At 57.8% G+C, this 12,305-nt stretch carries 8 protein-coding genes; 2 read left to right on the plus strand and 6 right to left on the minus strand.

Going from position 1 to position 12,305, the window contains the following annotated elements; all coding sequences use genetic code 11:
- Positions 1 to 10: 10 nt before the first annotated feature.
- Both ACMG4M_RS09380 and ACMG4M_RS09385 read right to left on the minus strand, forming a co-directional pair.
- Positions 11 to 784, minus strand: coding sequence for a YdiY family protein (locus tag ACMG4M_RS09380; RefSeq protein ID WP_414429862.1), 774 nt, complete (start codon positions 782 to 784; stop codon positions 11 to 13).
- Positions 785 to 795: 11 nt separating this feature from the next.
- Positions 796 to 1,614 carry a mechanosensitive ion channel family protein gene (locus ACMG4M_RS09385; protein WP_035244445.1) on the minus strand — a complete coding sequence of 273 codons (819 nt, stop codon included), beginning with the start codon at positions 1,612 to 1,614 and terminating at the stop codon, positions 796 to 798.
- 288 nt (positions 1,615 to 1,902) lie between these two features.
- Here ACMG4M_RS09385 and metH point away from each other — a divergent pair, with 288 nt between their 5' ends.
- Positions 1,903 to 5,610 (plus strand): methionine synthase, encoded by a 3,708-nt coding sequence (gene metH, locus ACMG4M_RS09390; RefSeq protein ID WP_272961785.1) that lies wholly within the window; start codon positions 1,903 to 1,905, stop codon positions 5,608 to 5,610.
- A 45-nt stretch (positions 5,611 to 5,655) separates the two neighbouring features.
- On the opposite strand, the gene ACMG4M_RS09395 is transcribed toward metH, so the two are convergent.
- The 3 genes from ACMG4M_RS09395 to ACMG4M_RS09405 are packed head-to-tail and all read right to left on the minus strand — an operon-like array spanning position 5,656 to position 9,241.
- Positions 5,656 to 6,453, minus strand: coding sequence for a DUF2189 domain-containing protein (locus ACMG4M_RS09395; RefSeq protein ID WP_035244449.1), 798 nt, complete (start codon positions 6,451 to 6,453; stop codon positions 5,656 to 5,658).
- A 30-nt stretch (positions 6,454 to 6,483) separates the two neighbouring features.
- Positions 6,484 to 8,493 (minus strand): PEP-utilizing enzyme, encoded by a 2,010-nt coding sequence (locus ACMG4M_RS09400; protein ID WP_414429863.1) that lies wholly within the window; start codon positions 8,491 to 8,493, stop codon positions 6,484 to 6,486.
- A complete protein-coding gene (locus ACMG4M_RS09405) occupies positions 8,483 to 9,241 on the minus strand; it encodes a DUF1461 domain-containing protein (RefSeq protein ID WP_335625747.1) in 759 nt (252 codons plus the stop codon). Before ACMG4M_RS09405 ends, ACMG4M_RS09400 begins: the two co-directional genes overlap by 11 nt.
- A 48-nt stretch (positions 9,242 to 9,289) precedes the next feature.
- Here ACMG4M_RS09405 and ACMG4M_RS09410 point away from each other — a divergent pair, with 48 nt between their 5' ends.
- The gene (locus tag ACMG4M_RS09410) at positions 9,290 to 10,975 is read left to right on the plus strand and encodes an alpha/beta hydrolase (RefSeq protein WP_335625748.1); all 1,686 of its coding nucleotides are present in this window, start codon (positions 9,290 to 9,292) and stop codon (positions 10,973 to 10,975) included.
- A gap of 63 nt (positions 10,976 to 11,038) precedes the next feature.
- On the opposite strand, the gene ACMG4M_RS09415 is transcribed toward ACMG4M_RS09410, so the two are convergent.
- Positions 11,039 to 12,304: a hypothetical protein gene (locus tag ACMG4M_RS09415; protein ID WP_414429864.1), complete on the minus strand. Its 1,266-nt coding sequence runs from the start codon at positions 12,302 to 12,304 to the stop codon at positions 11,039 to 11,041.
- Between the last annotated feature and the right edge of the window lies 1 nt (position 12,305).

Here is a 12,305-nt window from a genome sequence, read left to right on the forward strand (position 1 = left end):
CGTGCTCGCATTACTTGAACGTATAAACCAGGCCTACAGTCACCTGATGATCCGTCTCCTTGCTGCCTGCCGGCACCTTGGATTCATGCTCCAGCAGATGGCGCAGCCGCAGAGCAAAGTGGCTGTTGATCTTGCTGGTCAGGGAAGTCTCCATCCGGGTGCTGGTGGAGTCTTCACCGACTTCACTGCTGATTTCTTCCTGGAACTCGGCGCTTTCACTGATCTGCCAGTGATACTTCAGAGCCAGACGGGCAATGGCGCTTTCTTCTGTGTCTGCACAGTCGCTGTAGGAATCTTCCGGCTCCAGGCACTGGACGCGATAACCGGGACCCGCTTCTATGTCCAGGGTATGCGCTTCGCGTTCGATGACGCGGCGACCCAAACCGACAGCGTAGCTGGCCTGATAATGGAAACCGGAGAAGTTGTCCTTCTCGTAGGTCACCACGTTAAACAGATAATTACGGGATTCCTCACCAAGCTTGCGATCCAGCTTATAAGAGGCAAAGTAATTCTCATCGGTACGGTTATATTCATCCGTCTCCTGATCCCGCTCTCTCTCATTGTTGGCATCAGCTTTGAAGTGATGACGCCAAAACGCGCTGTCACGGCTGGCGTTAGCGTGGGCGTTAACCGAATCAGACTCGGTGTTGCCACGCTTGAATAGCAGGCCAACGGAAACATCCCCGGACCATTTGCTAGCTTCGCTGGTGCCTTCCTCGGCCGCTACTGAAACCGCCGGCAAGGCGGCGGCAATCAGCATGGCAGCGAGATACTTACTGCGCATGAATCTCTCCTCTACTCACTTTTGTCCAGATGTACATCCATCTGTGGAAACGGAATGCCGATACCAGATTCATCAAAACGGCGCTTCACGGTTTCCGTGGTGTCCCAGAGTACCGGCCAGTAGTCGCCGCTCTTGACCCAGGGGCGGCACAGGAAATTGACGGAGCTGTCGGCCAGCTCGCCCACCACGATAGTCGGTGCCGGATCCTTCAGGACGCGTTCATCAGCAGCCAGAACCTCTTCCAGCACTTTTTTCACCACGGAAAGGTCCGCATCGTAAGCAACCCCGAACACCATATCTACCCTGCGGGTGGGTAATTCGGAGTAATTGGTGATGTTACTGGACATGATTGACCCGTTTGGCACGGTAATTACCTTGTTGTCAGGGCTATTCATCACGGTAGCGAATATCCGTATTTCCTTCACGGTACCGGAGGTGCCACCGGCTTCCACATAGTGACCAACCCGGAACGGCTTGAACATGATCAGCATCACGCCGGCCGCAAAGTTACCCAGGGAGTCCTTCAGGGCCAAGCCAACAGCCAGGCCGGCAGCACCGAGGATAGCTACCAGTGAGGTGGTTTCCACGCCCAGCTGGTCCAGAGAGGCGATGATGACGAAAACGAATAACAGGACATGAATGATGTTGCCCAGAAACTTGGCCACTTCCGTGTCCAGCTTTTTATCCATCACTCGGCCTAGCCATGCAGCCAGCTTGCCCACAATCCACTTACCGACAATAAAGATGACCAGCGCTGCGATGATATTCCAGGCGTAGGGCATCAGGTTTTCGTTGGCAAAGGTTTCAAGTTGAGACAGATATTGATCCATTAAACGTACTCCTCATCCAGTGAGCGCGAATTATGCCCATTCCTGTGGCTGGCCCAAGATGCAGACACAGACAAGTGCAGAATTTTACAAAGGTTTCACCTGACAACAACGACGTAAACAACCCGCCCGCTGCCAGCTTGCTACACATAATGAAACCTTCGTGCTCTGGTGACCAGTCCCGGCGCACACTCGAGTCCATTTAGCTGCCAATACGTCTCCATGTCTGGGTATCTGCCGAGCTGGCCGGTATAATGCCCGGTCACATTTGCTGTCCTGTCGGAGTCTTCAATGTTCAAGAGCGTTCGTGCGCCCCTGACCGCCCAACTGCAACAACGCATCCTGATTCTGGATGGTGGCATGGGCACCATGATCCAGGGCTGCAAGTTCACCGAGGAAGACTTCCGGGGCAGCCGCTTTGCCGACTGGCCCAGTGACCTGAAAGGCAACAACGACCTGCTCTGCATGACCCAGCCGGAGCGGATCAAGGAATTGCACAAAGGCTATCTGGACGCTGGCGCTGACATCATCGAGACCAACTCCTTCAACGCCACCTCCATCGCCATGGCCGATTACGACATGCAGGATCTGGCGCGGGAGATCAATGTGGCGGCCGCCCGCGTGGCCCGACAGGCTGCTGACGAAGCCTCCACCCCGGACAAGCCGCGCTATGTGGCCGGCGTACTCGGCCCCACCAACCGTACCGCCAGTATCAGCCCGGACGTGAATGATCCCGGCTACCGCAACACCAATTTCGACAAACTGGTCGAAGCCTACCTGGAAGCACTGGATGGCCTGGTGGAAGGCGGTATCGACCTGATCCTCATTGAGACCATCTTCGATACCCTGAATGCCAAGGCTGCGGTATTCGCGGTGGATCAGTACTGTTACGAGAATGATCTGGACCTGCCGGTGATGCTCTCAGGCACCATCACCGACGCCTCCGGGCGGACCCTCACAGGCCAGACCACCGAGGCCTTCTACAACTCCCTGCGCCACGCGAGACCGATCAGCGTCGGGCTCAACTGTGCCCTGGGACCCATGGAGCTGCGCCCCTACATCGAAGAGCTATCCCGGATCTCCGAGACCTATGTGTCCGCCCACCCCAACGCCGGGCTACCCAATGAAATGGGTGAGTACGATCTGGACCCGGCCACCATGGCCAAAGAAATCCGTGGCTGGGCGGAAAAAGGCTTCCTCAACATCATCGGCGGCTGCTGTGGCACCACCCCGGAGCATATCGCTGCCATGGCTGAAGCCGTGGCGGATTTGCCGCCGCGCCAGCTTCCCGAGATTGAGGTAGCCTGCCGACTGTCCGGGCTGGAGCCATGCACCATCAGCAAGGATTCCTTGTTCGTCAATGTGGGCGAGCGCACCAATGTGACCGGCTCCAAGCGCTTCCTGCGCCTGATCAAGGAAGAGGATTACGACGCTGCTCTGGATGTGGCCCGCGATCAGGTGGAAAACGGCGCCCAGATCATCGACATCAACATGGACGAGGGGATGCTTGAATCCGCCGAGTGCATGGTGAAATTCCTCAACCTGGTGGCATCGGAACCGGAGATTTCCAAGGTGCCGATCATGATCGACTCCTCCAAGTGGGAGGTGATCGAGGCGGGTCTCAAATGCATCCAGGGCAAGGGGGTGGTGAACTCCATCTCCATGAAGGAAGGCGAAGAAGCCTTCCTGCATCAGGCGCGCCTGCTGCGTCGCTACGGCGCCGCCGTGATCGTCATGGCCTTTGATGAAGAAGGTCAGGCTGACACCCGCGAACGCAAGGTGGAAATCTGCACCCGCGCCTACAAACTGCTCACAGAAGAAGTGAACTTCCCGCCGGAAGACATCATCTTCGACCCGAATATCTTTGCCATCGGCACTGGCATCGAAGAGCACAACAACTATGCCGTGGACTTTATCGAAGCCGTAGGGGACATCAAACGCACCCTGCCCCACGCCATGATTTCCGGCGGGGTCTCCAATGTCAGTTTCTCCTTCCGTGGCAACGACACCGTGCGCGAAGCGATTCACGCGGTCTTCCTCTACTACGCCATCAAGAACGGCATGGACATGGGCATCGTCAATCCCAGCATGCTGGCGATTTATGCCGACATCCCCGAAGAACTGCGTAACGCTGTGGAAGACGTGGTGCTCAATCGCCGTGAGGACAGCACCGAGGTTCTGCTGGATCTGGCGGAGAAATACCGTGGCAGCGGTGCAGAGAAGGTCAAGAAGGAAGACTTGGCCTGGCGCGAATGGGAAGTGGAAAAGCGCCTGCAGCATGCCCTGGTCAAAGGCATCGCCGATTACGTGGAAGAAGACACCGAGCTGGCCCGGCAGAATGCGACCCGCCCCCTGCATGTAATCGAAGGCCCGCTCATGGATGGCATGAACGTGGTCGGTGATCTGTTTGGCGAGGGCAAGATGTTCCTGCCTCAGGTGGTCAAATCCGCCCGGGTGATGAAGAAAGCAGTGGCCTATCTGCTTCCCTACATGGAAAAGGAAAAGGAAGAGCTGGGCACCCAGGACGAAGCCAATGGCAAGATTCTGATGGCCACGGTGAAAGGCGATGTCCACGATATCGGCAAGAATATTGTTGGCGTAGTGCTGCAGTGTAATGGCTACGACGTGGTGGATATGGGCGTCATGGTGCCCTGCGAAAAAATCCTGGAAACCGCCAAGGCCGAGAAGGTGGATATCATCGGTCTGTCGGGCCTGATTACTCCGTCACTGGAAGAAATGGTCCATGTGGCCAGCGAAATGCAGCGACTGGGCATGAACCTGCCATTGATGATCGGCGGGGCCACCACCAGCCGCATCCATACCGCCGTGAAAATCGACCCGGCTTACCAGGAAGCGGTAGTTCACGTAGCCGACGCCTCCCGGGCCGTGGGTGTGGCCTCCAAGTTACTCTCCAAGACCGCCAAGGCCGACTATGTCGCGGAGCTGAAGGAAACCTACGAAGGCCTGCGTGTCCGTCGTAAACAGCAACAGGTAGATCGCAGCCTGATTTCCATCGAGCAGGCCCGACAGCATCGTTTCCAGCCAGACTGGTCCGGCTACACCCCGCCCGAGCCGAAGGTAAAAGGGCTGAAGGTTTTCGACGACTACCCGCTGGAAGATCTGGTTCAACGCATCGACTGGACACCCTTCTTCCGCTCCTGGGAGCTGGCTGGCAAGTTTCCACGCATTCTGGAAGACGAGGTGGTGGGCACGGAAGCCACCAAGCTCTACCGGGATGCCCAGGCCATGCTTGAGAAAATCGTTGAAGAAAAGTGGCTAACTGCCCGTGCTGTAATAGGTTTCTGGCCAGCAAACTCGGTCATGGACGACATCGAGCTGTACCGTAACCCGGGTGACAAGGAGGCGTTTATGACTCTCCACCACCTGCGCCAGCAGCTCGACCGGAGCAAGAATGACAAACCGGATTTCTGCCTTAGCGACTTTATCGCGCCCAGGGAAACCGGCCTCACCGACTGGCTGGGCGGCTTCGCCGTTACCGCAGGCAGCGGCATTGACGAACACGTGGCCCGCTTCGAGGCAGATCACGACGACTACTCCTCGATCATGATCAAGGCCCTGGCGGATCGTCTCGCCGAAGCCCTGGCCGAGCGCATGCACGAAAAAGTCCGCAAGGAATACTGGGGCTATGCCAATAACGAGGCGCTCAGCAATCAGGACATGATCAGCGAAAAATATCAGGGCATCCGCCCTGCCCCCGGTTACCCGGCCTGCCCGGACCACACCGAGAAAGCCCTGTTGTGGGAGCTGCTGGACCCGGAACAGAATGCCGGCATGACGCTGACGGAAAGCTACGCCATGCTGCCAGCCGCGGCTGTCTCCGGCTGGTACTTCTCACACCCGGAGGCCAAATACTTCGGCACTGGCAAGCTGGCCAAGGACCAGATGGACGACTATGCCGCCCGCAAGGGAATGACCCGCAAGGAAATTGAGCGGATGGTGCCACATCTGCTGGGTTATATGGACGAAGAACAGAGATGATTTGTACAAGGAGCGCCTCGAGAGGCGCTCCTCAACTGAGCTATTTCACCCGCGCTGATGCGGAAGCTCGAAACGGGCTTCCCATTCACTGGCATCGATGGATTCCTGGTAACCATGCCAGGTGGCATAGCCGAGCACCGGAAGCAGCACAGCAAGCCCCAGATAGGCCGTCAGCAGCCCCACCAGCAAACACACCCCGATTAGAAACGCCCACAGGAACAGCGCCAGCTTGTTGCGCAATACCGCATTAATGCTGGTAATCACCCCGGTCACCATATCCGTGCGACGATCCATGATCATCGGCAGCGAGAACACGCTGGCGGTAAAGATGATGGCGCAGAAAACCGCACCAACACTGCTGCCCACGCCGAAAAACAGCAGGATGTCATTCCAGTGCCATTCATTGACCGGGTAGAAGATGTAAATCAGGTTGGCCGCCCGCGCCCAGATCAGAAAGACCACAATCATTATCACGGTGTAGGTCAGCGCATCCCCCATGCAATGGCGGGCCTGACGCAGGCTTTCCCTGAGTGTCGGGGTCTGATTCTGCTGGATTTGAATACTGATATCGTAGAGGTTCAGGGCAAGGATCGGCCCGAGAAAAACAAAACCGGAAATCAGCCCCAGGTAGAGGCCCATATTGCCGAACCACCAGGTGGCAGCCGTGATCAGGTAACTGAGTCCGACCATGATAAACCCGTAGATCAGGCTCGGCCCCGGCGCGGCACGAAAGTCCTGCCAGCCCTTGCGCAACCAGCGCAAAGGCGCCGAAGGGGCAATGTTATGACAGGGAGCCACAAAGGGGCGGGTATCTTCTTCCTGATGATGGTTATCGTTGTTCATGACATGCCCGCGTGGTGAAACGATACCAGCTCAATCTTCGGCAATCTTCGCGGACACATCAAGGCTGCCATGGGTGGCATCCAGATGACCGGGCAGTTCATCCTGAACACTGTGCATCACATCGCTGGCGGACCAGATGGCAGGAATCCCATAGCTGACCGCCAGGCTGGCAGCACCATTGCAGGGATCTTTCTCGGCGATAACCAGACCACCAGCCTGAACCAGCCAGGGCAACCAGGCAGGCTCAACCTGGTCGACGACCACAATATCCCCGGGGCAGATCCGATTCAGGCTCCAGGCACTGCACACCCGTCGTATCGGCCCCTCTACCCTGCCCGGCACCAGCGGCAAGCCCCGCAGCAGCGGACTAAGGCGTTGACCGCCGCCAAAACCGTAACCAATCTGATCCATTTTCCAGTCCGGCGCACCCTGCAAGCCGTCATCCAGGTAACGCAGTTTGCGGTCGCCAATCACCTCGCGATTGGCACTGGCAGGCAATTGCTGCGCCATCCAGAGCTGCCACAGTTCATCGAAGTACAGAAAATAAATATCATCCGGATGTTGCAGCCGTCCCTGATTCACCGCCACAGCACCCATGGCGCGCAGCAGACTACGCAGCCGGTTGCCGATGGCAAAGCGCAGGCCACGAGCCTGACGGGCCAGTGACAACCAGCGTGCATCTTCCACTGAAGGCTCGGCACAGCTGGGCAGATCCCCTGTGGCGCTGGCATACAAACCATTCAGATTGCCTGCCTGGGCCGGGCTTTCGTTCAACGGCGCGTGCACCGGGTCAGCCCCCGGGCGCAGGCCGGTTTCCCTTAATGCCTCGGACCGCCCCTTCACCAGAGCGTCAATGGCGTCTTTCTCCGCGCCGGTAACCAGCATTTCCAGGGGGAAAGGTGCCGTGTAGGAGTGACTGCGGTCCGGCAAGGCCAGGTATCCGACTTCCCCCTCCACACCACTGAGCCGCTCGCCCATGCCATCAAGCTGCATGAAGGCTCGCCATAGCCCTTCCTGGGTAGCAGCCGGATGCTGCCAGCGTTTCAAGTCCCGGCTCACCCTGGCCAGCGTCAACTGATGCCGGTAAACAGTGAATCTGTCCACCAGGTTGCTGCCCGGCACCGTATCGGCACGGCTCTCAAGCTGTTGCCATGCCGGCGGCAGGAAGCGGCTGGCCCCGGCGTGCTGACTCTGCAGCTCACGGAAAAATGCACAGTTGGTGTACAGGTGACTGTGCTGGCGACGGTAGGGTTCGACCTTGGCCAGCGATTGCCAGCCCTCACGGGCCACCAGAGGCTCCCAGAAGGCGGTCTTCAGCCAGCGCCCTGCCAGGGTGTACCACAACGGCGTTTCCACCTGAGTGAACAATCCGTTCCCTGCCCGGCGCGTCCATGCCTCCTTGGGCATGGGGAGCGACCCCACCGGCAGGGTTTGCAACAGCCACAACTGCTGCCCATCAAAGACCCATTCGCCCGCCTGGGGGCGCTGGAAATTTTGTTTAAGCTGCTCATGGAGCTCTCGCAACAGTGGCGCGCCAACCTGGTCACCAAGAGCCAGCTCCTCGTGGGAAGCATGCACCAGGCGGCCGTCATCATCGAAAATCAGCCGTTGGCGCTCGCTGCTACCATCAAGGACCCCTTCTACCACCATGTGAGGAAGGTCCTGTCTTAATGGGTGGCGGGTGAAGAGCACGCCGGCGGCCTGCTGGCGCGGCAATGCCTGGATCACCACATGATCCGGTCCCTGTTTACGCTGGAAGATGCTGCGTAACGCCGCCGCAAGAGATTCATCGGAATCCAGATTGAGCAGACTTTCACGCTGGGAATCCGGATTCATCGGGCCTTGTTGCAGAACCCAATAACGTTCTTCGCTGAACATGCGCGGCAAGGCGCGCAGTTGTTGTGCCAGGGATTCCGGGGAGCTGTCCTGCACCACGTCCCGTTTCACCCGCCAGCTCGGCGGCACAGGCAGCCCCATGGCCGCCCAGCGCTGCAGGTTTTCGCTGCCCTGCGCGTCAGCAGTCAGTACTTCAATGCCCATGACCTGATTCTTGTTTGACGATATTTTTCGACAGCCGCAGCCCTAACCAGTACAACACCGGTATCAGCAACAGCGCCCCAATAGCGATTGCCGCGGCAATTCCCCCGAACAGTACCGGCGCCTTCATCAAGGTGCTCATCAGCGAATCCTGCCAGTAGAAGAACCACTCATTTTCGGCAGGAAATAGCCACACGTGTAACTGATAGAAAACCTGAGTCGGCCCGGCAACGGCCAACCACGCTATCACAGCCCCTACCCCGAAAACAGTTATCCCCATGCGCTGCCGCATGGGCGGTATCCCCAGGCGGATGCACAACAAGGCCAGCGGCAGCCACAGCAACGCCAGGGCCAGCATCAACCAGCGTCCGATATCAATCAGGTCTGCCACATCCTGCAAATGGCGGACCTCCGCGTCATGCAGCAACGGTATCGGTGCCCTGCCCGGTAGCGTGTAGTGAATGTCTGCCAGGCCTTCGCCCTGCTGGTGAACGGCATCGCGGATTTGCTCGAATGCCCGATGGTGTTGCTCGCTCGGCAATTGCTCAAAACCGTAACGGAAGCGATTCTGGGGACCGTATTCTTCTATGTGCGCGCCGATATCGAGCTGCTGATACCAGAAGCCATACCCATAATTTGCCTGACTGTACAGCGCCCAACTGATCAGCACGGAAAGCAATACAGCCGTGACAGCGTAGAAGAACCACACTAAAGTGGCAGCGATCGGGCATTTTTGTACTGTTTTTTTCATAGTACCCCACAAGCATAAACCAGAATAATAAACAGAGGACGTAGCGCCATGCGACCGCTCTTCATGTCGATAGCCCTTTTTTTGGGCGCCATCGCCATTACCGGCTGTACCACCACACTTCCCAACACCAATGATCGTTTTGCCAGGCAAGCTCTGGAAGCCGATTACTACCAGGTTCGCATCCCGACCCGGGACGGCAAAAAACTGGCTGCCACGGTATATCAACCGGAGCTGCAGAGTGGCCAGAGTGCGCCACTGGTGATTGCCACCCATGGCTTTGGCGGCTTCCGCGCCAAGCGGCCGCTATCCGTGTACGGCAAGGCCATTCTCACTGGTGAAGCCGCCATTGCCGCCTGGAAAGCCGGCTACTGGGTAGTCTTCTATGACCAGCGTGGCTGGGGCCAGTCCGATGGCCGTGTGCATATGATGGACCCGGATTATGAAGTGGCGGACCTGAGTCAAGTGATCGACTGGTCCCTGTCCCATCTGCCCGGCGTTCAACGCCTGGAAGACGGCAGCCCGGCCATCGGCATGATCGGCGAATCCTACGGTGCTGGCCTGCAAACTCTGGCGGCATTTACCGAGCCTCGTCTGAAAGCCCTGGTGCCGCTCACCGGTTGGTACGACATGAATAGTATCGCTCCCAATGGCGAATTTCGCACTGCCTGGGGCGCAGTATTACTTGGCTTTGGCGGAATCAATAGCGGTTTTGATATTGGCGAGATGTTTGCCGACCCCTGGCGCAGCGCCTTCGATGGCACTGTCAGCCGAGACATGCAGGCACTGATGTACGAACGCAGCGCTGCCAGTTTCTGCGACCAGGGCAAGACACCCTATGCCGATGCCCTCTTTATTCAGGGTTTCAGCGACAGCCTGTTTCCTTTCCAGCAGGCAGAAATGAACTACGACTGCTGGCAGGCACAGGGTCGCGATGCCCGGATCATCGGTATGGAAAGCGGCCACGTGATGCCCTGGCCAATTCAGAAATGGCGTGGCTGGTTACCCTTTTACCAAACCGACGACATGGTTCACTGTGGCGACTATAGCGAAACCACCGTGGACACCATTATCAACTGGTGGGACGAGAAACTGCGCGGCGAAGAACCCAGCGTACCGCAATACTGCATCAATGTTACCAGCGACCGGGGACTTGCCATGGAGGGCGAAGGCATTATGGATGGCGGAAGCCGCTATGCTCTCTCCCCTACCCGCGTGACCATTCCCCTGGCCGGTGCCTTTGAGTGGTTGATGGCCGGTTTCGATATCGGTAGTGACATGTTCCGTGCCATGTGGCCCGGTGCCGACCTGCGGGAATTGAAACCCAATGGCGGCTTCGGGCGCCCCAAATTTGTTCCCCTCTATGTGGCTCGCGGCGATGATGAAGTTCTGCTGGGCAAGCCACGCATTGAGCTGAACCTGGCCGGTACCTCCGGTGGTAAAAGCATGCCGGTGTTTGTGGGGGTCGGGATTCAGCACGCCAATCGCCGTCGGGTACACGTTGCCAGCGAACAACTGACCCCCCTGCCGGAAAAGGGCATCCACAACATGGAATTACCGGCGGTTAGCCAGCCGCTTGAAGACGGGGATCGTGTTGGCCTGATTATTTACGGATTTACGGCCCAGTTCCCGCTGAACTCCGCCTTCCTGGCCAGAAACGCCACGGTCAAAGGGGATATATGGTTACCGTTGACCCGTGAAGAGGCTATTTCGCTGGTACCGGAGCGACCTTTCTAACCGCAAAAGTCGGTGGGAGAAAGAGGGTGCGGGAATACATGACGTAGTAAATTCCACGCCCTCTCATTGATTGACCTGTACAGGCACCACGGCGGACCGTTGGCGCGCGAACTCGTCCGCCGCAAAGCCTTCCAGGCCATCCTCGAAATACAGGCTTACCGTAAACCGCAGCTCTTCCGGCTGCGGCCATCCATGCAGAGAATATCCCAGGTTAGGCCACTGGCCGGGGAACTGCTCGGGTTCAACAGCCAGCAAAGCGTCATCCTGATAAATTAGCGCCAACGGCGTTTCCATCAGTTCATCAGGGACGGTCAGATGAGTGAGCAAGGCAAAATCCCGCTTGCTGTCAAACAGGATCCAGTTGGCATTCATGGTCATGGTCTGATCTGCAAAGGCCTGATCATCCGCCTTGCCGTCAACAATGACCGGATTATCGACAAAATTTGCCGTATACACAGCGGCCCCTGACTGACCATTTCCATCCACCGTCACCGACACTTCCGGCTCTTTTAGTGTAGCCCGGTAAAGATCCGGAATTTTGGCGTAGGTGTGGGCTTCGTAATGAGAGGCATAACGCATGGCTTGCACCTGGATGGTCATGACGGGAATCCCGGCCAGCACCACCCGGGTGCGCAGGTGCATGACCGAGCGGATCGGCCCCACAGAAAATCCCACACGTTTCGGCCGCAGATTATGGTTATCCAGTGTCATGCGGGTAAACCGGGACAGCACCCCTGCGCTCATGCGCATCTTCAAGGTATCAATGATGGAGCCTTCACCCTGATACCCGCGGTAGCCGAGATAATGCCAATTCAGTTCGTTGTCTGGATCCACGTCCAGCCGATAGAGCGCTGTACGGGTTTCCCCGCTATCAACATCGTGAGCCACATAATAATTGCCACTACGCTCATTGTTGCCTCGCACCAGATAAAAATGGCAACTATCGGCAACGGTGAGTTCGCTGATCACTTCGCCCTGTTCAGGCTCGAGCCCCTCCGGAGCGTGCGGTCCGGCATCTGTCAGCATCATCAAAAGCTGGTCATCTGCATCCAGCTGGCCCGGTGAACCGGCAAGCGCAAAGCCGGAATCCTCAAACCAGACCATGCCCTTCTGGTCCATTTCATCAAACTGATAGGCCACCGGGACAAAACGTCCCCCCTCAACCCGCATTACCGACAGTGCCGACAGCTCCATTGCGGATGCAGCCGGGAGCTGGGCACCGGAAATTTTCACCACTCGGCCGCGGTCAAGAGGGTCGAAGCGACACTGGGCGTCGGCCGTAGCGGCGAGAATCAGCGTACTGAAAGCCAGAAGGAGGCGAAGCGTCATA

The sequence above is a fragment of the Alcanivorax sp. IL3 genome (genome assembly GCF_047495465.1).
GTDB lineage: Bacteria > Pseudomonadota > Gammaproteobacteria > Pseudomonadales > Alcanivoracaceae > Alcanivorax > Alcanivorax jadensis.